The organism is Kushneria aurantia DSM 21353, assembly GCF_000382245.1.
Classification (GTDB): domain Bacteria; phylum Pseudomonadota; class Gammaproteobacteria; order Pseudomonadales; family Halomonadaceae; genus Kushneria; species Kushneria aurantia.
The window spans coordinates 20,402-45,516 of record NZ_KB907864.1 but is presented as its reverse complement, the minus strand read 5'-3'; the positions used below and the strand labels follow the sequence as shown (position 1 = coordinate 45,516).

Below are 25,115 nucleotides of genomic sequence, written 5' to 3'. Positions count from 1 at the left end.
TGCGATATCAGTCGACGCCGGCGCGCCGTTCCAGTCCCATGGCGCGACGCACCAGCGATCGTTTGAGCGGCGTGGCGAGGTTGAAAAGCCCCAGCGCGGCGCCGCGCGCGCCGGCGGCGCCGGGCAGGCGCAGGTCGAAAAGCCGCACCAGAGCGTCGCTGGCCTGCACAATCAGGTCACGATCGTCGCCGCGGCGGCGCTCGAAGTCCGCCAGGGTGGCCGCCTCGCCGGGCGTGCGACCGGCCTGTAGTGCCGTCTCGACGGCGGCGGCGAGATCCATCACGCCGCGCAGCGCAAGATTGAAGCCCTGGCCGGCGACGGGATGGATAGCGTGGGCGGCGTTGCCCAGCACCGCCAGATGCGGGCGGCTCTGTTCGCGGGCGCGGGAGAGCGCCAGCGGGTAGACATGGCGACTGCCGACGCGCAAAAAGCGCCCCAGGCGCGTGCCGAATTCGCGCTGCAGGGCGTCGAGGAAGGCGTCGTCGTCGAGACCACGCACGACCTCCAGGCGCTGCGGCGCACGGCTCCAGACCAGCGCCATGCGCCGCTCGGCCTGCGGCAGCAGCGCCAGCGCGCCATCGGCGGTGAAACGCTCGAAGGCACATCCCTGATGGTCGCGGGCGGTCTCGACATTGGCGATCAGCGCATGCTGCCGATAGTCGTGATGCCGAGTCTCGATTCCCAGCAGGCGCTTGAGCGGCGAGCGACCGCCATCGGCCAACACCGTCAGATCCGCCTCCAGCCGACTGCCGTCATCGAGCTGCAGGCGATAGCCCCGGGCCTGCGGCGCGATGGCCTCGACCCGCGCCGGGCAGCGCCAGTCGAGCGGCAGTTCGGCAAGGCGGCGGTGCAGCACCTCGCCCAGCAGGGCGTTGGGCAGCACATGGCCGAGTGCCTCGGTACCGACATCGCGATGCGACAGCCGGGCGCGGCCCAGCGCGCCGCGCTGGCTGACATCGATGTCACGGATCGCCGCCGCCCGCGGCGCCAGCGCCGACCACAGCCCCAGCGTCTCGAAGTGGCGGCGCGAGCCCAGCGCGATGGCGCTGGAGCGCTCATCGAAGCTCGGCTGAGCGCCACCGATAGCGAGGCGATTGGCCTCGATCACCGCCACCCTCAGCCCATGCGACGCGATCAGCGGCGCCAGTGCCGCAGCGAAGCTGGCGCCTACCAGACCGCCCCCGACGATCGCCACATCGACCCGGTCCATATCGACCTGCGCCGCTTCGCTCATGGGGTCCGCTCCCGGCCGATGGCCATCAGTGCCTCGATCTCGGCGACGCTTTTGGGTACGTCGGCGGTCAGCACCCTGCTGCCCTCTGCGGTGACCACCACGTCATCCTCGATGCGGATACCAATGCCCTGCCAGGGCGTGGGAATGTCCGGGTCGTCGGGAATATAGAGACCGGGCTCGACGGTCAGCACCATGCCCGGCGCCAGCGCCCGGGACTCGCCATCCACCCGATAGGCGCCGGCGTCGTGCACGTCGAGCCCCAGCCAGTGGCTGGTGCCATGGGGAAAAAAGCGCTTGTAGTGGCCCTCGGCGATGACCCGTTCGACCGGCCCTTCGAGCAGCCCCAGCGCCACCAGGCCAGCGCTCAGGTCGGCCACGACACCATCGTGAATGTCGCGCAACCGCACCCCCGGGCGCACCGCGCGCAGCGCCCGCTGCTGAGCCCCCAGTACGATCTCGTAGAGTTGGCGCTGGGGCTCGCGAAAGCGCCCCCCGACCGGCAGGGTGCGGGTGATATCGCCGGCATAAAGGGCGTACTCGGCGCCGGCGTCGATCAGCACCAGTTCGCCGTCGCGCAGCACCGCCGCGTTGTCGCAGTAGTGCAGCACGCAGGCGTTGGCGCCACCGCCGACGATGGTGTCATAGGCCGGCGAGCGCGCGCCGTGCAACAGAAACTCGTGTTCGATGTGGGCCTGCAGTTGATACTCGAACATGCCCGGCCGCAGTTCGGCCATCGCCCGCCGATGGGCGCGGGCGCTTATCGCGCCGGCGTGGGCCATGATCGCGATCTCGGCATCGGACTTGATCAACCGCTGGTCGTGAATCAGTTCGGTCACGTCGACCAGTCGGGAAGGCGCCACCGCGCCGTCGCGCTCGCGCGCCACGAGCCGCCGGCGTGTTGCCAGCGCCAGCGTCCGCGAACGCTCGTCGTCGAGCGGCAGGTAAAGGCTGCGGCGGCCGTCAAGCAACTCATCAAGAGCGGCGTCGCACTCATCGAGCTCCCGCGCCTCGTCGAGGCCATAGTCGCTCACCGCCCGGCGCGGGCCGAGCCGTCGCCCGGTCCATGTCTCGGCATCCGGGTCGCGCCCTCGGCACAGCAGCACCGCGGCGCCCGCTTGACGACCGGGCAGCAGTACCAGCCACGCCTGCGGCTCGGGAAAACCGCATAGATAGTGGAAATCGCTGTGCTGGCGGAAGGGATAGTCGGCATCGCCGCTGCGCGGCTGCAGCTGTCCGGCCGGGATCAGCACGGCACTGTCGGCCGGCAGGCTGCGCATCAGCCTGTCGCGGCGCGCGCGATACGTCTCGACGCCGATCGACGCCGGCGCGCTCAGCTCCTCCATGAACGACTCCCATCGCTTGTCACAGGGTTTGCAGGGTTGCAGGAACGGCTCAGTGCGGTCCCCTGCCATCGCTGTCGTGACTATCCGGCAGCTGTTGAGCGGTTCCCTCCGGCGGCTGCTCGACGTCCGGTCGGCCGGGATGCTCCTCGATATAGAGCAGCAGCGCCGTCATACGGGCGTGCTCGGTCAGCGCCAGCAGGTCGTCCTCATTGTCGCCGTCCTCCTCCAGTTCGGTATCGATGCGGCTCAGGCGTTCGATGTCCTCTACCCCTTCGCGCAGCTGGGCCGACCAGTTGTCGCGTCGATCGCTGTCCGTTTCGCTGACCACCTCGTGAAAGCCCTGGCACCACAGCGCCAGCGACTGAGCGCGCTCGGCGAGGGTAAAAAGCTCATCGGGCAGCAGCGGTTCGAAGCTCATCTCCTGGGCATCGAGGCGCTCGCGGGTGCGCTTGCGCCACGCCAGCAGCATCTCGCCATCCTCGCGGGTGGCGGGCTCCTCGACGCCCAGACTGGCGCATACCTGCAAAAGCCAGTTCTCGGCATCGACATCGTCCAGCGCCAGCCGGGCACACAGATAGCCGTCGAGAAAGGCCGGCGACTGCAGGCTGCCATGCGCCAGAAAGATATCGCTGATAGTGGAAAAATCGGGTTGGGACTCGGCGCTCGCCATGCGGGCTCCCGGATGCAAGTGAGGTCGTTCGCGGGAGATGCATTGCCCTCCCCGACGCCCCCTCGAAGTGGATGTATACCGCCCCGCCGGCCGGCGTGCGGGCGCGTTGACCGCTTCCGACCGGCTCTCTATAGTGGGCAACGGGTGCCGGAACCAGGGCCGTTACGCGCGTAACGGCGGTCGGCGTCCCTGTCAGTGCCCACCATTTTAGCGTAAACGGTCGGCCGTTGGCCCGCCTGGAAGTCATCACATGTCGCAAGGTCCTCGTCAGACCGCTGAAATCACCCTGATGGGTCAGAAGTTCGTCGTCAGCTGCGCCCCCGGTGAGGAGGAGGAGCTGCACCAGGCGGCGCGCTATCTGGACAAGGCAATGAACGGCATTCAGACCCGCGGGCGGACCATCAGCGTCGACAAGGTCGCCATGATGGCCGGCCTCAACATCAGCCATGAGCTGCTGCGCGAAACCCTGCGGCGTCGCGAACTCGAGTCGCGCCTGGAACGTCTCGACCAGCGTTTGCAGCAGGCGCTGGAGGGCAGCAACACGCCGCGTGACTGAAGCGCTGTTAAGGAACCACTGCATAAATGCCTGCACGAGCGAATGGCTACGTTGCGCGGCACTCGCGAGCTCGCCTAACCCCATGTTATGTCTCGCTTTCTGCGTTCCGTGCGCCTTGCCCTTCATCTCGTTCGGCGATTTATTCAGCGCTTCCTTAAAGGTCAGGAGGTGCGCGCAAGCGGCATATCTCTGTTAGAATAATGACGTTCTCTGGGGTGTTCGCCAGTTGTTGTAGTCCCTCGAGCCTATGCGCAGTACCTAGGGGGCCAGATAAGCGAACCCGTGTGCATGTCCGCGCGACGGAAAGCCTGACGGTTCGCTTGCGGCCACCCGCCTTGAACCTATAGGTTCAAGGGCCCAAACAACAGCGGCACTTCCGGAGAACTTTCATGTCCGTGCGCTGTGCACTCCCTGCCGGCCACTCGCGCCTGCGTCGCCGACGCCCACGCGCTACCCGCTATACACCGCCCCTGCAACGCTTTCCCCTGAGCACCACGAACGCCACCGCAGCCGAGCCGCTGCAACCCGACCCGCATGCCGTCGATGCACGTCAGCAGTTGCGCCGCCAGCTGCGCCGCCGTCGCCGCGAGCTTGACGTCCGTGCACAGCGGCGTGCCGCACTGATGCTTGCCCGCCGGCTGATGCGCCTGGCCGAGCTCCGACGCGCTCGTCGGGTGGCGCTCTATCTGCCCGAGGGCGGCGAGATCGACCCCCGGCCGCTGATCGACTGGCTGCACCAGCGCGGCGCCGAGATCTATCTGCCGGTGCTGCGGCCGCTGGTCGAGAATCGCCTGTGGTTCGTACGCCTGATGGCGGACACGCAGATGACCCTCAACCGTTTTCAGATCGCCGAGCCATCGCTGCGCCAGAGCGCCGCACGCCACCGACGCGTGCGCCCCGAGATGCTGGATGTGGTACTGATGCCGCTGGTCGGTTTCGACCGCCAGGGCCATCGGTTGGGCATGGGGGGCGGCTTTTATGACCGCACCTTCGCCTTCAAGCGTTACCGCAGCACTCGCCCCGTACTGATCGGCGTGGCACACGCCTGCCAGCAGGTCAGCGCGCTGCCGGCACAGCCCTGGGATGTCGGTCTCGACCTGATCGCCAGCGACCGTGAAGTGCTGCGCGTTGACGATTAACGACAGCGATTGGTTATAGAGCACTGTTCGATAAAAAAGGAGCGCAACGCCTGTCGCGTTGCGCTCCTTTTCAGCGGGTAACCACGCGGCCGTAACCCGCCCGCGCTCATCCCTTGAAACCTCTACATCCCCATCACGTTCTGGGCATAACCGGTGACCACCACGCCAAGTCCCACAATAACCACCAGTGCCGTCACCAGATCGGGTTTACGTCTCATTGCCGCTCCGAAAATATCGCTGTCTCACCCCACGCCGGGCGCCATGACGCCGGCGGCATTATCATAGGAGCGCCGCCGCCACTGGCACAATATTCTGAACGCACAAAAGCGACCCCATGCGCGGATTAGACGCAGCTCGTGCAGGCATTTCCAACTACAGGCGCTGGCGCGGAGTGAAGGCCACGGCCTCTGATCTATCCCGAGACGAACAGCCGATAAGCGGGATTATCGGTTTCGTGCCAGTAGCGGTAGCCGATCTCGTCGAGGCGCTGCTCGAGCGTGGCGCCATCGGAGGCCGGCACCTGCATGCCGATCAGCACCCGGCCGTAGGCGGCGCCGTGGTTACGGTAGTGAAACAGCGAGATGTTCCAGCCCTCCGGCAGCTGGTTGAGAAAGTTCATCAACGCCCCGGGACGCTCGGGGAACTCGAAGCGGTAGAGGCGTTCATGGAGTGGCGCCTGCGGCCGGCCGCCGCCGAGATGGCGAATATGCAGCTTGGCCAGCTCATTGTCGGTGAGATCCTCCACCGCATAGTGCTGACCCAGGCGCGCGACCAGTTCGTGGCGATCGTCGCCACCCGGATTGACCTGCACGCCCACGAAGATGTGCGCCTCGCGGTCATCGGCGTAGCGATAGTTGAATTCGGTCACCATGCGACGGCCGAGGGTGCGGCAGAACGCCTTGAAGCTGCCCGGCCGCTCGGGAATAGTCACGGCCAGGATCGCTTCGCGCTGCTCGCCCAGCTGCGTGCGCTCGGCGATGTGCTGCAGGCGGTCGAAGTTGAGATTGGCGCCGGTGTTGACAGCGATCAGGGTGCGATCGCTGACCTCGGGGCGCTGCGCGTACTTCTTGAGCCCGGCCAGCGACAGCGCGCCGGAGGTCTCCGACACCGCGCGGGTGTCCTCGAAGATATCCTTGACCGCCGCACACATCTCGTCGGTGTTGACGGTGATTACCTCATCGACGTGATCGCGCAGAATCTCAAACGGCGCCTCACCGATCTGCGCCACCGCAACACCCTCGGCGAACAGGCCGACCTGATCGAGGGTGACCCGGTCGCGCGCCTCCAGCGCCGCCTTGAGGCTGGCGGCGTCCTCCGGCTCGACGCCGATGACCCGAATCTCGGGCCGCAGATACTTGATATAGGCCGTCATGCCGGCCAGCAGGCCACCGCCACCGACGGGAACGAAGACGGCATCGATCGGCCCGGGGTTCTGGCGCAGCACCTCCATGGCTACCGTGCCCTGACCGGCGATCACGTCCGGGTCATCGAAGGGTGGAATCCAGCTGTAGCCGTGCGCCTCCATCAGCGCCATGGCGTGAGTCAACGCCTCGCTGAAGGCGTCACCCTTGAGCACCACTCGGGCACCCCGGGCGCGCGCTGCGGCAATCTTGATCTCGGGGGTGATACGCGGCATGACAATGGTGGCCTGGATACCCATGCGCTGCGCCGCCAGCGATACCCCCTGGGCGTGGTTGCCCGCCGAGGCGGTAATCACACCGCAGGCGCGCTGCGCTTCGGTGAGCTGCGCCATGCGGTTGTAGGCACCGCGAATCTTGAAGGAGTAGACCGGCTGCAGGTCCTCACGCTTGAGCAGAATGCGGTTATCGAAACGCTGCGACAGCAGCGGCATCGCCGACAGCGGCGTCTCGACCGCCGCCTCGTAGACGCGGGCCTTGAGAATTCTCTTGGCGTAGGCTTCCAGCATTGTCGTATCCAGAGTGATAATCCGGTCTGTGGCAGGGAGTGTCGTGTCGCCGATGTTTCACGTGAAACACTGCCGACGAAGTAGAGAAGGCGCTGGCGGTTGCCCGATCAATACCCCGGCGAGCGATACTGCCCGTCGAGGCATCCATGATACGCTTCATCGCCCGCTCGCGAACATCACCATTATCGAGCGCCGCGCCAGCCAAAGCCCCGGAGACATCATGACAGCTCAGGACCCGACAGCGCTCAAGCAAGCGGTCGCCGCCGCCGCGATCGAAGAGATTCGCCCGCATCTCGATCGACGTACCATTCTGGGCGTCGGCAGCGGCTCGACCGTCAACTGCTTCATTGCCGCACTGGCACCGCTCGTGGGTGAATTCGCCGGCGCGGTGGCCAGCTCCGAGGAGAGCGCACAGCAGCTTCGCGCATTGGGCATCGAGGTCATCGACCTCAACAGCGCCGGAACGCTGCCGCTCTACATCGACGGTGCCGACGAGATCGATCACGACTTCGCCATGATCAAGGGCGGCGGTGCAGCGCTGACGCGCGAGAAGATCGTCGCCGCCTGCTCGGCGCGCTTTATCTGTATCGCCGACAGTTCCAAGTACGTCGCACAGCTGGGCGGTTTTCCGCTGCCGGTCGAGGTCATCCCCATGGCCCGTTCCTGGGTATCGCGGGAGATGGTACGCATGGGCTTCAGCCCGGTCTATCGCCAGGGGGTGGTGACCGACAACGGCAACCAGCTGATCGACCTTCACGATCGCATGCTCGACAACCCGCGCGAGCTGGAAACCGCCATCAACCAGATTCCCGGCGTGGTCACCAACGGCATCTTCGCCCATCGCGGTGCCGATCTGCTGCTGCTGGGCGGCGACAACAGGGTCGAGCGACTGTCGCCCCGAGCCCGTTGACGACCGGTCATCGTGGCGTCACTCCTCGGGCAGCGGCCGATCAAGCTCCTGGGCCAGAATCAGCTTCGCCAGGTAACTTCGAGTATGGCCCAGCGCGCCGCGATTGGCCGCCACCACCGCCCGCGCCTGCTCGCCCAGCTCGGTGCGGCGGTCGTCGTCGCCGATCAGTGCCACCAGCGTCCGGCCCAGTTCGTCGGCATCGCGCGCTTCGAGCCGCGCTCTGCCCTTTTCGAGCATGTCGAGTACGTCGCCCAGGCTTGAAAGCGACGGCCCGCTGATGACCGCTCGCCCCAGCGCCGCCGGCTCCAGCAGGTTGTGGCCGCCGATATCCACCAGGCTGCCGCCGACGAAGGCGATGTCGCCGGCGCCGTAAAGCGCCATCAGCTCGCCCAGTGTATCGCCCAGATAAACCGCCGTAGTGGCGCCGACGGTGTCGCCGGCGCTGCGCCTTGCCACCTCCAGGCCCTGCCTGCGACACAGGGCGTCGACCTCGTCAAAGCGCTGCGGATGGCGCGGCACCAGCACCAGCAGCGCGTCGGGGAAGCGCTGACGCAGCGTGGCGTGTGCACGCAACAGCTGACTCTCCTCGCCCTCGTGGGTGGAGCCCGCCACCCATACCGGGCGGTCGCCGAAAGCCTCGCGCAGCTGCCTGCCCGCCGCAACGCTTTGGGCGTCGAGCTGCAGATCGAACTTGAGCGCGCCGGTCACATTGATGCGTCGCGCCGGCACGCCCAGCGCCCGAAAACGCTGAGCATCCTCGCCGGACTTGGCCCCCACCCAGCTCAGCTGGCGAATAACGGGCACCATCAGGCCGGCGAAACGGCGATAGCGCCGGAAACCGCGCTCGGTGATACGGGCATTGACTACCGTAACCGGCACGCCCTGCAGCGAACAGGCATGGATCAGATTGGGCCACAGCTCGGTTTCGACGATGATGGCAATCTCCGGTGCCAGCCGTTCCACAAAGCGTCTCGTGGCACCGGGAAAATCGAGCGGTATGAAGAAGTGGGTCACCAGATCGCCGAACAGCGCGTTGACCCGCTCGGCGCCGGTGACGGTCATGGTCGTGATCACGACCCGGTGCTCGGGATAGTCATCGATCAGCGCGCGGATCAGCGGGCGGGCGGTCATCACCTCGCCCAATGAGGCGGCATGCAGCCACAGCACCCGTTCGCCGGCCATATCGGCAATATGGCCCAGCCGCTCGCCGCGCGGCCGGCCGGTCATGCGCTCGCGGCGCACGCGGCGCCAGATCAGCGGCGCCAGCAGATAGAGCAACGCACTGTAGAGTTTTCTCGACACGCCGGCGCCTATTCGTCGTGGTGTCGCGGCGGCGACCGCCCGACGATGGAAGCGATGGTGGCACTGGTCGACAGTCCCGCCTCGAAACCCAGAATACGCACCTCGCCACCAGCGGCGAGCACCGCCTCGTGACCGGCGATCTGCTCGACGCGATAGTCACCGCCCTTGACCAGGATGTCGGGCAACAGTGTCTCGATCAGGGCCGCCGGGGTCTCCTCGGCAAAGGGCACCACCCAGTCCACCGCGCGCAGCCCGGACAGCACCGCCATGCGCTGCGCAAGCGGCGTAATGGGGCGCCCCTCGCCCTTGAGGCGGCGCACCGAGGCGTCGTCGTTGACCGCCACGATCAGCCGATCGCCCAGCGCGCGCGCCTGTTCAAGGTAGCTGACATGGCCGGCATGCAGCAGGTCGAAACAGCCGTTGGTCATGACCACCCGCTCGCCGTGGGCGCGCGCCAGTCGCACCGCCGAAGCCAGCGCTGCGGGAGCGATGACGCCGTGGTCGGGAGCTTCGCCGTGCTCGGCGTGCAGCGCCGCCTGCAACTCCTCGGCGCTGACCGTGGCGGTGCCCGGCTTGGCCACCACCAGCCCGGCGGCAAGATTGGCCAGCAGCATGGCATCGGGCAGTGTAGCACCGGCCGCCAGCGCCAGCCCCAGCACGCCGATCACGGTGTCGCCGGCACCGGTGACGTCGAACACCTCCTGCGCCCGGGTGGCCAGATGCAGCGGCGGCTGCCCCTCGCGGATCAGCGTCATGCCGCGCTCGCTGCGGGTCACCAGCAGCGCTTCGAGCGCCAGTTCGGCGCGCAGCGCCTCGCCACGCTCGGCCAGCGTCTCGTCGCTGTCGCAGCGCCCCATTACCGCCTCGAACTCGGCCAGGTTGGGGGTGATGATGCTGGCACCGCGATAGCGAGAGAAATCGTGGCCCTTGGGGTCGATCAAAACCCGCTTGCCGGCCGCCCGACCCGCGGCGATCAGTGCCTGCACCTGTGCCAGCGTGCCCTTGCCGTAGTCCGACAAAATCATCAGGTCACTGCCGACAAGCCGCTCGGTGACAACCGCCAGCAGTTCGTCAGTGCTCACTTCACCCAGCGGCGACTCGAAGTCGAGACGAATCAGCTGCTGGTTGCGACTCATCACCCGCAGCTTGGTGATGGTGGGCAGATCAAAGCTGCGCTGAAAGCAGCTGTCGATCCCCGCGGCAGCGAGCAGGCGGTCGAGAATGGCGGCATTGTCGTCGCGACCGATCAATCCGGCGAGCGTTACGCCGCCCTGCAGAGCGGCGATGTTGAGCGCCACGTTGGCGGCGCCCCCCGGGCGGTCCTCGGCGTCATCGACGCGCACCACCGGCACCGGTGCCTCCGGCGATATGCGCGAAGTGGGGCCGTGCCAGTAGCGGTCGAGCATGACATCGCCCACCACCAGCACGCGCGTGCCGGCGAAAGCGGCAGGATCAGGCATCAGGGCTCTCCTGGTAGAGACTACGGCCATCGATCGGGTCGCAGGCGTCGTCTTCGCCATCGCGGCCGAGCGCCAGCAGCGCATCAAGGCGTTCGGTGACATCATCCACGGTAATCAGCGACATCGCCGCCTCGTGGCGCACCCGCCTACCCCAGGCAATGTCATCGGGCGATTGGTGCAGGTAGTGACGCACCGCATCCGGGTAGCGGTTGACCACCTGCTCGCGCCAGCACCAGGGGGCGGCGCGCTGCGGGTTGGTGGTGGCGTAGAGCCCCACCACCGGAGTGTGCATGGCGTTGGCCATGTGCACCGGGCCGGAGTCCGGCGCAATCACCGCGCGGGCGCGGGCGATCAGCGCCAGCAGCCCCTTGAGCGAGGTGCGCCCCAGCAGTTCGACCGGCTCGGCCTCGCTGACACCGGCGCGGATCAGGCGACACATTTCCCGCTCCTGGTCGCTGTTGCCGCCGGTCAGAAAGGTGGTCAGGCCGTGGCGACGCCAGGCGTGGTCGATCACCGCCGCATAGCCCTGCGCCGTCCAGTTGCGATAGTTGCGCGGTCGCGGGCTGGCGCAGGGGCTGATCACCAGCGCCGGGCGGCCGTCGAGGAACTCCTGAGCTTCGCCAATGGCGGCGTCGGGCAGCGGAATGCCCCACTCGAGGCGGTCATCCTCGACCCCCAGCGCACGGGCGAAATCCATGAACGACTGCAGTACGTGAGCGCGCGGATGAGGAGCGAGCCGGCGGTGAGTAAAAAAGGTCTGCCAATCCTTGGCGCGCTCGCGGTCGTAGCCCAGCCGCACGCGCGCCTTGAGCCCCAGCGACAGCAGGCTGGCGCGTATCGACTGCTGCATGTGCAGCAGCACATCGAAGCGGGTATCGGCCAGCTCGCGCCACAGCGCGCGCATGCCGGCCACGCCGCTGTGCTTGTCATAGACCACGAACTCGACCCCTTCGAGCCCGGCCAGTAGACTGTGTTCGGCGCGGCCGACGATCCAGCTGATACGGGCGTCGGGCCAGCAGCGCTGAAGGGCGCGCACGGTTGGAACCAGGTTACAGACATCGCCCAGAGCGGAGAGCCGCAGCACGCAGATATGCGCAGGGCGCGCGGGCAGAGGATGCTTCATGCCAATGGTGACTTCCCGGAAAGCGAATGCACACATTCTATACGACCCCCGGATGGCGCCACAAACCGGCGCTCCGGCGCTCGAGCCGGCGCATTTCAGCGCCGCCTGGTGGCGCTCGCGCGATGCCGTCAGCGGCCACGCGCCGGGGCGCGGCGAAAGCCTTTTCGTACGCCCCGGCGCCGAATCCGGAGAGGAGTGGGTACTGCGCCACTACCGCCGCGGCGGCCTGATCGCCCATCTCAGCGAGAAACGCTACGTCTGGTGCGGCGAGCGTCGCAGCCGACCGTTCGCCGAATATCGGCTGCTCGCCGAGCTGGCCAAGCAGGGGCTGCCGGTGCCCGCGCCGGTGGGGGCCTGCCTGTGGCGCGAAGGACCGCTTGGGCTCTGCTATCAGGCCGCCCTGCTCACCCGTCGCATCGCGGGAGCACGCGCTCTGGCAGCCTGGCTGGAGCGCCGCGCCGGCGAGCAATCGGCAGCGCTGCTGAGCGCCTGCGGGGCGATGATCGCGCGCTTTCACCGCGCCGGTCTTGATCATATCGATCTCAACGCCCGTAATATTCTGGTCGATGCCGACGAGCAGCCCTGGCTGATCGATCTCGACCGCTGCCGCCTGCGCCCGCCCGGTCGCTGGCAGCAGCGCAATCTCGAGCGCCTGAAGCGCTCACTGGAAAAATTTGCACCGGAGCAGGCGGCAACGCTGATGCTCCATCTGGTTCACGGCTACCAATTCGGATCAGGCCATCAATCGGGTTAGACAATGCCTCGCATAAGTGAAGACTCACTTCGTTTTCGGCTTCGCGCCAGCGCCTTCTACACACTTTTCACGCTGCTGCTGGTGTGGCTGGTATCGCTGAGCTATCTGCCTACCGTCACACCGCGGGAGACGCCGCTGGGCATCGCCTGGCTGGTGAGCGTCTGGCTGGGCGGCTTCGGCACCCTGGCAGTCGCGGCATGGATCGTGCTGGCGCTGCTGGCGCTGTTCCTCAAACGCCGCTGGATGGTGTGGCCCGCCGCTGTGCTGGCTACCCTCGGGCTGGGCGCCATCATCCTCGACACGCGCCTCATGACCACCAGCGACCTGCATCTGCTCGAACTGGGCAGCCGCACGCCGGTCGTGCCGGGCACCGGCTGGTGGCTGCTGACCGGCAGCTTTGTGGTGCTGGCGGCGCTCTTTTCACTGTGGCTCGCCTGGCGGGTATTTGCCCGCGCGCGGCGCATCGCCTTCCCGGTGGGCAGCGCGCTGCTGCTGATGCCGCTGCTGCTGATCGCCAGTGTGGCCATCGATCTGACCACCGACGCCGACCAGACTGCTGCCCTCGGCGGCGCCGACAGTGCGGCCACCGGCGAAGAAGCCCTGGGCAGCCCCGCCACGCCCGTACCGGAAGCGCTGGAAGCGGCCAGCCAGCGCAACGCGAGCGACGCTCCGGTGATCGATGACAGCGTCGACCCTGTCACCACACGCGACGGCGACGCAGCCTCGCCGGGCGTCACCCCCGATGGCGCCGAGCCCGACGACGGCGCCACCAGTGACAGCACACCCGATGACAGCAGCGCCGATACCCGCGCCACGGCATCGCCATGAGCAGTGCCGATAACGCCCCGTTGCCGATCACCGGGGTTGTGATCGCCCAGAACGAAGCGGCCAACATCACCGCCTGTCTGGCCTCGCTGGCACGGCTGTGCAGCGAGCTGATCGTGGTCGACTCGGGCTCCGGCGACGCCACCCGCGAGCTGGCCCGTGCAGCGGGGGCGACGGTGATCGACCAGCCCTACCTGGGCGACGGCCCGCAAAAGAACGTTGGACCGAGCCACGCCCACCACCGCTGGGTGCTGTCGCTGGATGCCGATGAACGACTGAGCGACGAGGCCGTAGCGGCCATCGCGGCGCTCGATCTGGCCGCAACCGAGCATGACGGCTTCGCCCTGCGCCGACGCAACCACATCGGTTCACGCTGGATCACAAGCTGCGGCTGGTACCCCGACTACTGCCTGCGCCTTTATAACCGCGAGCGCACCGCCTTCGGCGACAGCCGCCAGCACGCCTCGGTTCAGGCCGCCCGCCCCTGTCGGCTGGAGGCCGATATCGACCACTACTCCTTTGCCAACCTGAGCGAACTCTTCACCAAGGCGGGCGGGCGTTTCTCTACCCGGGCGGCCAAGATCATGTATCTCAAGGGCAAGAAAGTGAACGCTTGCTCACCTTTCATCCACGGCGCTAACGCCTTTTTGCGCAAATACCTGTTCCAGCGCGGCTTTACTGCCGGCGTCGATGGCCTGTCGGTGGCGCTATCGGCGAGCCTCAACGCCTACCTTAAATATGCCAAACTGCTGGAGTATCAGCGCGACCCCAGGGTGCGCGAGCATGAGGATTTCGACCGGGTCTGGTAGCGCTCTGCGCGCCGCACGCTCGGCTGTTTAACCGCATTGCGCCCTCTGTTCTCACGGAGCCATATCTTGAAAATCTGCCACGTCAATCTGGCCCGCGGCTTTCGTGGCGGTGAGCGTCAGACCCAGCTGCTGATCGAACAACTGGCCGAGCGCGGCCTTGAGCAGAGTCTGGTATGCCGCGACGACTCGCCATTGCGACATGCACTGCATGGTGTGCAAGCGCTCACTTTTGTGGCCGCGGCGCAGATGTGGCAGGGACATCGTCGCACGCCCACCGCCGACCTGGTTCACGCCCACGAAGCGCGCGCAGCGCACTGGAGCTGGTGGCACACAAGACTGGCGCACAAGCCCTGGCTGCTCACCCGCCGGGTGCCGCAGGCGGTGAAGAACAAGCGCTTCAACCGCCTGGTGTACCAAAGCGCCGCTACCGCGGTGGCGATCTCCTCGCCCATCGAGGCGCACCTGCGCCAGCGCGACTGGTGTCCGGTCACGCGCATTCCCAGCGCGCTGGCCGGCTTCACCACCAACCAGACGGTGGTCGAGACGCTGCGCCACCGCTTCGCGGGCCATCGCGTCGTCGGCCATATCGGTGCCCTGGTCGACCGCCACAAGGGGCAGCGACTGATTATCGAGACCGCCCGCCGGCTGGCCGACAGCCATCCGGATATGCTCTTTCTGATGCTGGGCGAGGGCGAGGACGAGCAGACACTCAAGGCGGAGAGCGCGGGACTCGACAACATCGTCTGGGAGGGCTTTCACGACAACCTCGGCGACTACCTGGCGGTGATGGACCTGTTCGTCTTTCCGTCGCGCCACGAGGGGCTCGGCTCGACCCTGCTGGACGTGATGAACGCCGGCGTGCCGATCATCGCCAGCCGTGTCGACGGTATCCCGGATATCGTTCACGACGATGACAGCGGCGTTTTGATTGCGCCCGACAACGCCGATGCGCTGGTCGACGCCGTTACCGCGCTCGCCGCCGATCCCGAGCGCGCCGCACGGCTGGTCGCCGGCGCCCGCTCCAGGCTCGCCGACTACTCCCCCGCCGCCATGGCCGAGGCCTATCTGGCGCTCTATGAGCGAATCGTCGCCGAGAGTCGCTGAGCGGCGCCGACAGAACAGTGTGAACGTGGCATCATTGACCGCTGTAGACGGATGACGCAGCAATCGGGAGCCACCAGCATGGAAAAAATCAGAGTCGGCGTGATCTTCGGCGGGCGCTCCGCCGAGCACGAAGTATCGCTGCAGTCGGCCCGCAATATCGTCGATGCGCTCGATCGCGAGCGCTTCGAGGTGACCCTGATCGGCATCGACCGCCAGGGGCAGTGGCACATCAACGACGCCGCCGACTTTCTGGTCAACGCCGACGATCCCGAGCGCATCGCCCTGCACCACTCGGGCCGCGACCTGGCCCTCATTCCGGGCCGCGAGCAGGCGCAGCTGATCGAGTATCAGCAGAGCGCGGCGCTCGACCAGCTCGATGTCATCTTCCCCATCGTGCACGGCACTCTCGGCGAGGACGGCTCGCTGCAGGGGCTTTTGCGCACCCTCAACCTGCCGTTCGTGGGCAGCGGCGTGCTGGGCTCGGCGGTGGGCATGGACAAGGACATCACCAAGCGGCTGCTGCGCGATGCCGGCCTCGCCGTGGCGCCCTTTACCACCTTGACCCGCAGGAGTGCCGCTCATGCCGACTTCGCGGCACTGAGCGCCGAGCTGGGCACGCCGCTGTTCGTCAAGCCGGCCAACCAGGGCTCATCGGTGGGCGTCAGCCGCGTGTCGAGTGCCACAGAGCTGCACGAGGCGCTCGAACTGGCGCTGTCATTCGACCACAAGGTGCTGATTGAATCCGCTATCGTCGGTCGCGAGATCGAGTGCGCGATTCTCGGTAACGACGACGCGCCCGAGGCGAGTGTGTGCGGCGAGATCCTGGTCAACGACGGCGGCTTCTATTCCTACGACACCAAGTACATCAGCGACACCGGCGCCAGCGTCGCGGTGCCCGCCGCCATCGACGACGCCACCAGCGAGGAGATCCGCCGGGTGGCGCTGGCCGCCTTTCGAGCACTTGAATGTGCCGGGCTGGCGCGGGTGGACGTCTTTCTGACCGCCGATGGGCGGGTAATCATCAACGAGATCAACACCCTGCCCGGTTTTACCCGCATCAGCATGTATCCCAAGCTGTGGCAGGCCAGCGGGCTGGGCTATTCGGCGCTGGTCACGCGGCTGATCGAGCTGGCGCTGGAACGTCACCAACAGGATCAGCGGCTGTCGAACTCGATTCACGGCTGAAGCGAAGGCCTGCGCATCCGCAGATACACCGCCGGTGGCCCATCACCTGCCGGCGGTCATCCTCGGCGCCGCCCGGCTATCGGCCGGACTGCGCCGCCTGCCGCGGCTTGCGCGGGCGATGGATCGGCTTATGGGAGCGATCTTCATGGCGCTGGGCGCGCGCCTTCTGAGCGCCAGCCGCTGAACCGACACACTCCGGCATGAAGGGCGCCAGCCGCGCCGGTAGCTCCAACTGGTCCGCCAGCGCCAGATAGCGTGTCATCACCAAAAGCTCCAGCAGCCGTTCGCGACGCGCGTCGCGGAACTGCTCGACCCAGGCGTTGGCATTGCGCACGATCTCTTCGCCCAGTTCGGGACGGGCGAGACAGAGGTCCATTTTCTCCTCCAGATCGGCACCGCCCGGTGCCAGCGGCACATAGTGCACCCAGGGCTGCAGAGCGCCTTCCATGAACCAGGTCTCGAAGCGCGGTGGCGGCATCATGCAGATCGAGCTGGAGGAGAGAATCCACTTGAGGTTGGTGGCCACGTCCTTGCCTTCGAGGCTCAGCACGAAGCGATAGCGCAGCTGCTCGTCGATGGACAGCGGCGGTCGGTAGTCAACGCGCTCGCTGCGGTGGCGGTCGGTCTGACCGACATCCATGCGCGGGTGATCATGAAAGCGGCGCAGTATCTCGCGGCGATTGTCGTGGTGGCAGTGGCCGCGCCACACCAGGCCGGGATGTTTATCGGCGGTCGTCAGACGGTCGCGTACGAACTGGAAGTGGCGCACCCGGTTGAGCTTGAGCAGCACATTGTTGGCATTGCCGGCGGGGTCGTCGCTGATGGGTCGGCTCTTGACGATGGCAGGGCGCTCGGCCACCCGGGTGATGTCGCCAAAGCGCCAGGCGAAGCGCGCCTCAACGGGAAAATGGCGCACCACACGGCGCGCGTCGAGATAATAGGTGCCGCGTCGGGTATCGCGGAAATCACCCACCCGCGCCGACTCCTCGCCGGGGTCAAAGGGCGTGGCAAGGCGGTTGTAGTAGTTGACCCGCGGCATCAGCGCGGCGATCTCCTCATCATCGAGACCGTCCAGCAAGCGGTTCAGGCGCTGACGAAAGAGCGCATCGGGCAACAGCTCGGCAGCGATACCGGCGCTATAAAAGCGAAATTTACGACTGCGGGACCAGAGATCCATTGACGTTACCCATGCCCGGGCAGTGAAGGTGGCGCCTATAGAAACCCAAAATCGCTCCGCCTCAAAGCTCAGATTTTCTTAATAATCACGGGTTCAGAGCGCCGGCAGCCGCGCAATAACCTGCCCCGGTTCGATCTCCTTCAGGCAGTTGGTATGCCCCAGCGGGCAGGTGCGCTCGAAGCAGGGCGAGCAGGAGAGGTCGCGCCAGTGGATATCGGCACTGTGGGTCAGCGGCGGCGTGTAGTGCGGCGACGAGGAGCCGTAGATGGCCTGCAAGTGAGTGCCCACTGCGGCAGCAACATGCATTAAACCCGAGTCGTTGCTGACCGCCTGATCGCAGGCGGCGAGCAGGTCGACGGCGTCGGTGAGCGAGGTTCTGCCGCATAGATTGACCACTCCCGGAAGCCCCTCGCTGATGGTTTCTCCGGCCGGCGCGTCCTTCGGCCCGCCCAGCACGATCACCCGGGCGCCCCGCTCGCTCACGTGCTGCGCCAGGCGGCGAAAGTAGTCAAGTGGCCACTGTTTGGCGGGGCCGTACTCCGCCCCCGGCATCATGGCGATCAGCCGCTCCCCCAGTCCATGCTCGGCTTTCAGGGTGTGTTGGCGCTCACTATCGACCAATAGCCGGGGCTGCGGCAGCGGCTCGGACACCCCTTCGACCGGCAGCCCCAGCGACACAAAACGCTTGACGGTCTGATCCAGCACGCTTTTATCCAGTCGGCGGCGCTCGGTGAGCAGCCCATAGCGCTGCTCGCCGGTGAAGCCGACCCGCTTCGCCACGCCGGCGAAGAACGGCACCAGCGCCGATTTGAGCGAGCGCGGCAGCACAATGGCGCGGTCGTACTGCCCGCGCAGCGAGCGCCCCAGTTGCCAGCGCTTTTTAAAACCCGCCTCGCCGTGGCCCACCTGCAGCACTATGGGGTTTCGTACCTCGGGCATGCGGCTGAGCATGGGCGCCGACCAGGCCGGCCCCAGCACGTCGATCACGCACTCCGGGTCGCGCCGTTTGAGCGTCATGAAAAGGCTCTGCGCCATCACCATGTCGCCTACCCAGGAAGGACCGACCACCAGAACCCGTTCGCCGCTCGCCTCGCTCACGAACCGACGCCCAGCCAGCCGAGATAGTCGCGCACGCCGGTTGCCAGATCACGGAATTCACCCGCATAGCCCGCCTCGCGCAGCGCCGTGATATCGGCGCGGGTATAGCTCTGATAGCGCCCCTTGAGATGCTCGGGGAAATCGATGTATTCGACCTCACCGCGGCCGGTAACGTCGGTTACCGTCTCGGCGATCGTCCTGAAAGGCTCGGCGCGACCGGTGCCGAGGTTGAAAATGCCGGAACATTCGGGGTTGTCGAGAAACCACAGATTGACGGCCACCACGTCATCGACGTGGATGAAATCGCGGCTCTGCATACCCGCCTCATAGCCGTCATGGGCACCGAACAGCTTCGGGTTCTCGCCGCGCATCACCTGGTTGTAGTGGTGAAAGGCGACGCTTGCCATCGCCCCCTTGTGCTGCTCGCGAGGGCCGTAGACGTTGAAGTAGCGAAAGCCCGCCACCTGGGTGGTAAGGCTGTCGAAGCAGGCGCGCACGTACTGGTCGAACAGCAGTTTGGAGTAGCCGTAGACGTTGAGCGGCTTCTCGTGCTGTGGCGCCTCGCGGAACACCTCGCTGCCGCCATAAACTGCCGCCGAGGAGGCGTAGAGGAAGGGAATGCGGTGGGTCTGGCAGAACGCCAGCAGCACCTTCGAGTACTCGAAGTTATTGGCCAGCATGTACTTGCCATTCCACTCAGTGGTGTCCGAGCAGGCCCCCTCGTGAAAGACCGCCTCGATGCGCGGCAGACGGGCGTCGCGTCGCACCCGGTCGATAAAATCATCCTTGTCGAGATAGTCCTGGATGCGGCAGTCGGCGAGATTGATAAAACGCCGGCCATCGCTCAGATCGTCGACCACCAGGATATCCTCGCGGCCGCGCGCGTTGAGTGCCTTGACCAGATTGGCGCCGATAAAGCCGGCGCCGCCGGTAACAACGATCATGTCGCCCCCTCGAAAACGGTGTGTGGTGCACAGGAAGGCGGCTGCGTGCCGGGCCCGCCCTGTCACCCCCATGGCGCTGATTGTATACTCGTGACCCACTGAATTCATGGGCCACGGGATCTCTGCCGATGACGGTTTCCGCAACGAACGCGTCGACGCCGGACGTGAAAACCTTCCAGGGCCTGATACTGGCCCTGCAGCAGTACTGGGCGCAGCACGGCTGCGTGATCATGCAGCCGCTGGATATGGAGGTAGGCGCCGGTACCTTTCACCCCGCCACCTTCCTGCGCGCCATCGGGCCGGAGCGCTGGAGCTCGGCCTACGTACAGCCCTCGCGCCGCCCCACTGACGGCCGCTACGGCGAGAATCCCAATCGCCTGCAGCACTACTATCAGTTCCAGGTGGTGATGAAGCCCTCGCCGGAGAATTTTCAGGCGCTCTATCTGGGCTCGCTGGAATACCTCGGGCTCGACCCGTTGGTGCACGACATCCGCTTCGTCGAGGATAACTGGGAGTCCCCCACTCTTGGCGCCTGGGGGCTGGGCTGGGAGATCTGGCTCAACGGTATGGAGGTGACCCAGTTCACCTACTTCCAGCAGGCCGGCGGCATCGAGTGCTATCCGGTGATGGGCGAGCTGACCTACGGACTGGAGCGCATTGCCATGTACCTGCAGGATGTCGACAGCGTCTACGACCTGGTCTGGACCCGGGCGCCGGACGGCGCGACGGTCAGCTACGGCGATGTCTATCTGCAAAACGAGCGCGAGCAGTCGGCCTACAACTTCGAACACGCCGACGTGCCGACGCTGTTTGCCGACTTCGACCACTGCGAGCGCGACTGCAACGCCCTGCTGGCGGCCGGGCTGCCGCTGCCCGCCTATGAAAAGACCCTCAGAGCGTCGCATACCTTCAACCTGCTGGATGCGCGCCACGCCATCTCGGTCACCGAGCGCCAGCGCTATATTCTGCGCGTGCGTACGCTCGCCCGCGACGTGGCCCACGCCTACTACGCCTCGCGGGAGGCGGCCGGCTTTCCGCTGGCCGACCCCGAGCTGCGCGCCGAACTCACCGCTCAAAAGGAGGCGATCTAATGGCGTCCGACACATCCACCGCCAGTGCGCAGACGCTTTTGATCGAACTGGGCTGCGAAGAGCTGCCGCCGCTGGCGCTGGCCGGCCTCGTTGACGCCCTGGCGACCGGCATTCGCGGCGGGCTGGAGGAAGCCGGCCTGCACTTTGGCGAGGTGCTGCCCTGGGCCACGCCGCGGCGACTGGCGGTGCAGATCACCCGACTCGATCCGCGTCAGCCGGATCGCGACGTCGAACGCCTTGGCCCGGCGGTCGCGGCCGCCTTCGACAAGGCGGGCCATCCAACCAGGGCGGCCAGCGGTTTTGCCGGCTCATTGGGCATCGAGGTGAGCGAACTTTCGCGCATCGACACCGACAAGGGCGAACGCCTCGGCCACCGCTACACCCAGCCCGGCGAGACCACCGCGGCGCTGCTGCCGGAGATCCTGCGCCGCGCCGTGGATGCCCTGCCGGTACCCAAACGCATGCGCTGGGGCGCCTCGAGGGTCGAATTCTCGCGTCCGGTGCACTGGCTGGTGGCGCTTTACGGCAGTGAGGTGGTGCCCTGCGAGGTACTGGGGCTGAGCGCCGATCGCCTGACCCGCGGCCACCGTTTTCACTGTCCGCAGAGCATCACCCTCGACCACGCCGACGATTATCTCGCGCAGCTCGAGAGCCCCGGCTACGTGATCGCCGACATGTTCAGACGACGCGACATGATCATCGAGCAGGTGCGCGGCCAGGCGCGCGAACTGGGCGCTACGGCAGTGATCGAGGAAGAACTGCTCGATGAAGTGGTGGGTCTGGTGGAGTGGCCGGTGGCGCTGACCGGACGCTTCGACGAGCGCTTTCTGGCCGTGCCGCGGGAGTGTCTGATCTCGTCGATGCAGGCCAATCAGAAATACTTCCACCTGCTCGATGCAGACAACAACCTGATGCCGGCGTTCATCACCGTCAGCAACATCGAGAGCCGCGACCCGCAGCAGGTGATCGAGGGCAACGAGCGCGTCATTCGCCCGCGACTGGCCGACGCCGCCTTCTTCTATGATACCGACCGCAGCCGCCCCCTCGCCTCGCGCATCGAACAGCTGGCAAGCGTGGTGTTCCAGAAAGAGCTTGGCACCATGGCCGACAAGAGCGCGCGGGTCTCGGTGCTGGCGCGCGCCATCGCCGAACGTATCGGCGCTGACACGGCGAACACCGAGCGCGCCGCCGAGCTGTCGCGCTGCGACCTGGTCACCGAGATGGTGCTGGAGTTCCCCGAGCTGCAGGGCGTGATGGGCATGTACTATGCGCGCCTGGACGGCGAGGACGACGCCGTCGCCGATGCCCTCTACCAGCAGTATCTGCCGCGCTTCGCCGGCGACGACATTCCCGCTGCCGCTACCGGCCAGGCGCTGGCGATCGCTGATCGTCTCGACACCCTGATCGGCATCTTCGGCATCGGTCAGCGTCCCACCGGCACCCGCGACCCCTTCGCCCTGCGCCGCGCCGCCATCGGCGTGCTGGCCATCACGGTGGGCGCCGAGCTGGATCTCGACCTGCGCGAGCTGCTCGGGCTCGCAGCGCAGCAGCACGACCGCATCGACGCGGCCGCGCCGCTGGTCGACGAGGTGCTCGACTACATGCTCGACCGCTTCCGCAGCCGCGCTACCGACGCCGGCATGAGCGCCGAAACATTTCTCGCCGTGCGCGCGCGGCCGGTTAGCCATCCGTTCGACTTCGAGCGCCGCCTGCATGCGGTGCACGCCTTCAGCCACCGCGACGAGGCCCAGGCGCTGGCGGCGGCCAACAAGCGCGTTGCCAACATCCTTGCCAAACAGGATGAGGCGCCCGCCGATGTCGATCGCGCCCGCCTGGTGGAGCCGGCCGAACGCGCGCTTTTCGAGGCGATCGAGGGTAAACGTGCCGAAACCGCGCCGCTGATCGCCAACCGCGACTACGCCAGCGCGCTGGATGCCCTGGCCGAGCTGAAAGCGCCGGTGGATGCCTTTTTCGACGACGTCATGGTGATGAGCGACGACGACGCCCTGCGCCGCAACCGACTGGCGCTGCTGGCCGGCCTGCAGGGGCTCTTCCTTGAAGTCGCCGATATCGCCCAGCTGGGCCAGTCATGACAAGACTGCGCTTTCGCCGCGCCACGCCGGCCGATGTGCCGGCGCTGGTGGCGCTGGTCACCTCGGCCTATCGCGGCGAGCCCAGCCGCAGCGGCTGGACCACCGAAGCCGACCTGCTCGACGGCGGCCGCATTACCCCGGCGCTGGTGGAAGACGCGCTGGCGCAGGCCAATACGCGCATTGTGCTGGCCGAGAGCGCCGAGCCGGGCGACGGCGAGCTGCTCGCCTGTGCGCGCATCGACGTGACCGAGGGCGTGGGCGAATTCGGCCTTTTTGCCGTGCGCCCCTGGCAGCAGGGCCACGGCATCGGCCGCACTCTGCTGATGGAAGCCGAGCAAACCGCCCGTGACGAACTGGGCGCAACGCGCATGACGATGTGCGTGATCGATGCACGGCTTGAACTGATCGGCTGGTACGAGCGGCGTGGCTATCGCCGCAGCGGCGAGTACCGCCCCTTCCCCTACGGCGATGAACGCTTTGGCATTCCGAAGCGCGACGACCTGCGCTTCGCGGTGCTGGAGAAGCTGCTGAGCGAAGCGTGAACGGCGAATGTTTCACGTGAAACATGGCCAGGGCGCCATGGAGGGCGGCCCGCCGCCTCATGCGACGCGGGTCACGACCATGCCGACCACAATCAGCGCTGCCGCCACCGCACGCCAGCGCGTCAGAGGCTCGCGCAACACCAGCGCCGACATCAGTGCGGCGAACAGTACGCTCGTTTCCCGCAGCGCAGCGACCATCCCGATCGGCGCCACACTCATCGCCCAGATCACGATCCAGTAGGCGCCCAGCGACAAGGCGCCCGACAGCGCCGAACCCTTTGCCGACTGGCTGATAAAGAGACTGATGCCGTCGGAGGCGGCGGCACAGTCAACGTCTCGATAGCTACAGCAGCCCCGATACTCCGCCTTGCCCCTCTTGATCCCGAAGGGCAGAGCTTCGAGCTGGTGCTGACGCGATTTGCGCGGCGCGAGACACCAATTCCATTCGAACCGCCTGACGCACTCGGGCCGAAAATTGCAGCCGATGCACAGAAACAACGTCAATGGCGTATTTTTGTCGATACCGTTGCTATCGACCCGGGCTCACTTTCGCAGTTTGTTGAGCGACTCACCGAATTTCTGATGCCGCACGCCCATCTGGCAAGGGAGCTGTCCCCATGAAGCCCCGCGCAGGATATTTCATCTGCACCACCACCCCACCTCGATGACCCGCTTGCCGGGCACTTCCGATTCGGCGCCGAAAATAGCCTCTGGCGCCTCGTCGAGGCGTGACAAGCACAGTGGCAAGGGCCGACCAGCCGACCTGCTCAAGCCCAAAGAAGCCGCCGGAGACTTTGTTTTTAGCCGCATCCCGGGGCAGACCCGAGATAGTTAACGAAGATTGAGTTCTGATATGCGTCGATAATTTTTGCAACCGGATCAATCATCGGCTGGGCTTCGATACTTTCAACCCAACTCAATCCCGCAAAGCCTGGTGGGCGATCTCGAGAAACTCCCGCGCAGCGCCACCACTCTCAACTTTACGGCTAATCAGCAGCAGCTCAGCCTGCTGCGGCAAATCCTCAAGGAGACGATAGGCAAGGCCGGGAAGGCGCACCTGCGCCAGCGGCTCAGGCACAAGCGCCATGCCCATTCCCGAGGCCACCAGAGCCAGCACACTCAAGGTGCTGTGCATGCGGTGAACTCTGGGCTCATGCCCAAGGGCGCGACGAACACCCTCCAATAGCCGATCATCCGCTTCATGGGCGGCATAGATAATCAGCGCTTCGGTATTCAGCATCGACATCCGCAATGATGGCGTCGCCGCAAGGGGATGGTTTTCCGGCACTACCAGCAGAAAGGACCATGCGCCAATACGCTCGTAGCACAGGGCACCCTCATCCATCGCGCCTGCGTGGTTTGGGGCATAACCAATATCCAGACGCCCTGCCTGAATCTCCTCGACCTGCGCCCTGGGTGCAAGCTCACGCAGCTCCACGTCAGCATCGGGAAAGGCCGCATGAAAGGCCCGTACATCCGCCATCAAACGGCCACTGAATACGGCATTTCCGGCAAAGCCGATACGTACCGTACCGGTTTCCCCGCGCAGTAATCGCTCCACCGTTCGCTGGGTATGGGCCGCCTGAGCAAGAATGCGCTCTGCTTCACTGCGCAGCAATTTACCTGCGTCGGTGAGCTCTACTCGGCGACTGGTGCGGATAAAGAGCGGTCCGCCGAGCTTATCCTCGAATGCGCGTATCTGCATGCTGAGTGCCGATTGCACGATATGCAGGCGCTCGGCGGCGCGGCCAAAGTGCCCTTCTTCCGCCACGGCGAGGAAATAACGTAGATGGCGTAGCTCCATAACCTCAACCTTTCATTTTTAGTGA

The 25,115-nt window shown here is 66.2% G+C and carries 23 protein-coding genes and 1 other RNA gene; 12 read left to right on the top strand and 12 right to left on the bottom strand.

Annotated features, from left to right (window positions below):
• Positions 1–7 precede the first annotated feature (7 nt).
• Genes ubiH through H146_RS0103185 form a run of 3 tightly spaced genes read right to left on the bottom strand, consistent with a single transcriptional unit; the run spans position 8 to position 3,247 of the window.
• The gene (ubiH, locus tag H146_RS0103195; RefSeq protein ID WP_019950405.1) at positions 8–1,234 is read right to left on the bottom strand and encodes a 2-octaprenyl-6-methoxyphenyl hydroxylase; all 1,227 of its coding nucleotides are present in this window, start codon (positions 1,232–1,234) and stop codon (positions 8–10) included.
• Positions 1,231–2,577 (bottom strand): Xaa-Pro aminopeptidase, encoded by a 1,347-nt coding sequence (pepP, locus tag H146_RS0103190; RefSeq protein ID WP_019950404.1) that lies wholly within the window; start codon positions 2,575–2,577, stop codon positions 1,231–1,233. Before pepP ends, ubiH begins: the two co-directional genes overlap by 4 nt.
• A 49-nt stretch (positions 2,578–2,626) precedes the next feature.
• On the bottom strand, positions 2,627–3,247 hold the full coding sequence (locus H146_RS0103185) for a UPF0149 family protein (RefSeq protein WP_019950403.1): 621 nt from the start codon (positions 3,245–3,247) through the stop codon (positions 2,627–2,629).
• Positions 3,248–3,497: 250 nt separating this feature from the next.
• Between H146_RS0103185 and H146_RS0103180 the strand changes: the two genes are divergently transcribed.
• The 3 genes from H146_RS0103180 (at position 3,498) to H146_RS0103175 (ending at position 4,942) form a co-directional block, all read left to right on the top strand.
• On the top strand, positions 3,498–3,803 hold the full coding sequence (locus tag H146_RS0103180) for a cell division protein ZapA (protein WP_019950402.1): 306 nt from the start codon (positions 3,498–3,500) through the stop codon (positions 3,801–3,803).
• Between the two features lie 204 nt (positions 3,804–4,007).
• Positions 4,008–4,190, top strand: a non-coding RNA gene (ssrS, locus tag H146_RS20545) — 6S RNA.
• A gap of 2 nt (positions 4,191–4,192) precedes the next feature.
• Positions 4,193–4,942 (top strand): 5-formyltetrahydrofolate cyclo-ligase, encoded by a 750-nt coding sequence (locus H146_RS0103175; protein WP_019950401.1) that lies wholly within the window; start codon positions 4,193–4,195, stop codon positions 4,940–4,942.
• A gap of 412 nt (positions 4,943–5,354) precedes the next feature.
• On the opposite strand, the gene ilvA is transcribed toward H146_RS0103175, so the two are convergent.
• A complete protein-coding gene (gene ilvA, locus H146_RS0103165; RefSeq protein WP_211213283.1) occupies positions 5,355–6,887 on the bottom strand; it encodes a threonine ammonia-lyase, biosynthetic in 1,533 nt (510 codons plus the stop codon).
• Positions 6,888–7,089: 202 nt separating this feature from the next.
• Between ilvA and rpiA the strand changes: the two genes are divergently transcribed.
• Positions 7,090–7,779, top strand: a complete 690-nt coding sequence (gene rpiA, locus H146_RS0103160; protein ID WP_019950398.1) for a ribose-5-phosphate isomerase RpiA — start codon at positions 7,090–7,092, stop codon at positions 7,777–7,779.
• A gap of 18 nt (positions 7,780–7,797) precedes the next feature.
• Here the strand turns inward: rpiA and waaA are convergent, their stop codons facing one another.
• From waaA to H146_RS18280, 3 genes are read right to left on the bottom strand one after another with little or no spacing between them, the layout of a single operon-like run.
• Complete coding sequence (waaA, locus tag H146_RS18285) at positions 7,798–9,081, bottom strand: lipid IV(A) 3-deoxy-D-manno-octulosonic acid transferase (protein WP_033195403.1); 1,284 nt, start codon at positions 9,079–9,081, stop codon at positions 7,798–7,800.
• 8 nt (positions 9,082–9,089) lie between these two features.
• A complete protein-coding gene (gene hldE / locus H146_RS0103150; RefSeq protein WP_019950396.1) occupies positions 9,090–10,541 on the bottom strand; it encodes a bifunctional D-glycero-beta-D-manno-heptose-7-phosphate kinase/D-glycero-beta-D-manno-heptose 1-phosphate adenylyltransferase HldE in 1,452 nt (483 codons plus the stop codon).
• Complete coding sequence (locus H146_RS18280; protein WP_019950395.1) at positions 10,534–11,664, bottom strand: glycosyltransferase family 9 protein; 1,131 nt, start codon at positions 11,662–11,664, stop codon at positions 10,534–10,536. The genes hldE and H146_RS18280 overlap by 8 nt, the downstream gene beginning before the upstream one ends.
• 52 nt (positions 11,665–11,716) lie before the next feature.
• Here H146_RS18280 and H146_RS0103140 point away from each other — a divergent pair, with 52 nt between their 5' ends.
• From H146_RS0103140 to ddlA, 5 genes are all read left to right on the top strand, one after another.
• The gene (locus tag H146_RS0103140) at positions 11,717–12,418 is read left to right on the top strand and encodes a 3-deoxy-D-manno-octulosonic acid kinase (protein WP_019950394.1); all 702 of its coding nucleotides are present in this window, start codon (positions 11,717–11,719) and stop codon (positions 12,416–12,418) included.
• 3 nt (positions 12,419–12,421) lie between these two features.
• Positions 12,422–13,246, top strand: a complete 825-nt coding sequence (locus H146_RS0103135) for a DUF3413 domain-containing protein (protein ID WP_020647658.1) — start codon at positions 12,422–12,424, stop codon at positions 13,244–13,246.
• Positions 13,243–14,052 (top strand): glycosyltransferase family 2 protein, encoded by an 810-nt coding sequence (locus H146_RS0103130; RefSeq protein WP_019950393.1) that lies wholly within the window; start codon positions 13,243–13,245, stop codon positions 14,050–14,052. The genes H146_RS0103135 and H146_RS0103130 overlap by 4 nt, the downstream gene beginning before the upstream one ends.
• Before the next feature lie 66 nt (positions 14,053–14,118).
• A complete protein-coding gene (locus H146_RS0103125) occupies positions 14,119–15,156 on the top strand; it encodes a glycosyltransferase family 4 protein (protein ID WP_019950392.1) in 1,038 nt (345 codons plus the stop codon).
• A gap of 78 nt (positions 15,157–15,234) precedes the next feature.
• Entirely contained in the window at positions 15,235–16,341 is a 1,107-nt protein-coding gene (gene ddlA / locus H146_RS0103120; protein WP_019950391.1) for a D-alanine--D-alanine ligase, read from the top strand.
• A 76-nt stretch (positions 16,342–16,417) separates the two neighbouring features.
• Here the strand turns inward: ddlA and H146_RS18275 are convergent, their stop codons facing one another.
• The 3 genes from H146_RS18275 to rfaD form a co-directional block, all read right to left on the bottom strand.
• Positions 16,418–17,518, bottom strand: a complete 1,101-nt coding sequence (locus H146_RS18275) for a glycosyl transferase family 90 (protein WP_019950390.1) — start codon at positions 17,516–17,518, stop codon at positions 16,418–16,420.
• A 93-nt stretch (positions 17,519–17,611) separates the two neighbouring features.
• Positions 17,612–18,616, bottom strand: a complete 1,005-nt coding sequence (gene waaF, locus H146_RS0103110; protein ID WP_019950389.1) for a lipopolysaccharide heptosyltransferase II — start codon at positions 18,614–18,616, stop codon at positions 17,612–17,614.
• Positions 18,613–19,560 carry an ADP-glyceromanno-heptose 6-epimerase gene (rfaD, locus tag H146_RS0103105; protein WP_019950388.1) on the bottom strand — a complete coding sequence of 316 codons (948 nt, stop codon included), beginning with the start codon at positions 19,558–19,560 and terminating at the stop codon, positions 18,613–18,615. Before rfaD ends, waaF begins: the two co-directional genes overlap by 4 nt.
• 128 nt (positions 19,561–19,688) lie before the next feature.
• Between rfaD and glyQ the strand changes: the two genes are divergently transcribed.
• The 3 genes from glyQ to H146_RS0103090 are packed head-to-tail and all read left to right on the top strand — an operon-like array spanning position 19,689 to position 23,286.
• On the top strand, positions 19,689–20,651 hold the full coding sequence (gene glyQ / locus H146_RS0103100) for a glycine--tRNA ligase subunit alpha (RefSeq protein ID WP_019950387.1): 963 nt from the start codon (positions 19,689–19,691) through the stop codon (positions 20,649–20,651).
• Entirely contained in the window at positions 20,651–22,744 is a 2,094-nt protein-coding gene (glyS, locus tag H146_RS0103095) for a glycine--tRNA ligase subunit beta (RefSeq protein ID WP_019950386.1), read from the top strand. Before glyQ ends, glyS begins: the two co-directional genes overlap by 1 nt.
• Positions 22,741–23,286, top strand: coding sequence for a GNAT family N-acetyltransferase (locus H146_RS0103090; protein WP_019950385.1), 546 nt, complete (start codon positions 22,741–22,743; stop codon positions 23,284–23,286). The genes glyS and H146_RS0103090 overlap by 4 nt, the downstream gene beginning before the upstream one ends.
• Before the next feature lie 57 nt (positions 23,287–23,343).
• On the opposite strand, the gene H146_RS21825 is transcribed toward H146_RS0103090, so the two are convergent.
• Positions 23,344–23,790, bottom strand: a complete 447-nt coding sequence (locus H146_RS21825) for an EamA family transporter (protein ID WP_211213280.1) — start codon at positions 23,788–23,790, stop codon at positions 23,344–23,346.
• Between the two features lie 412 nt (positions 23,791–24,202).
• Positions 24,203–25,090, bottom strand: a complete 888-nt coding sequence (locus H146_RS0103080) for a LysR substrate-binding domain-containing protein (protein ID WP_019950384.1) — start codon at positions 25,088–25,090, stop codon at positions 24,203–24,205.
• Positions 25,091–25,115: the final 25 nt, after the last annotated feature.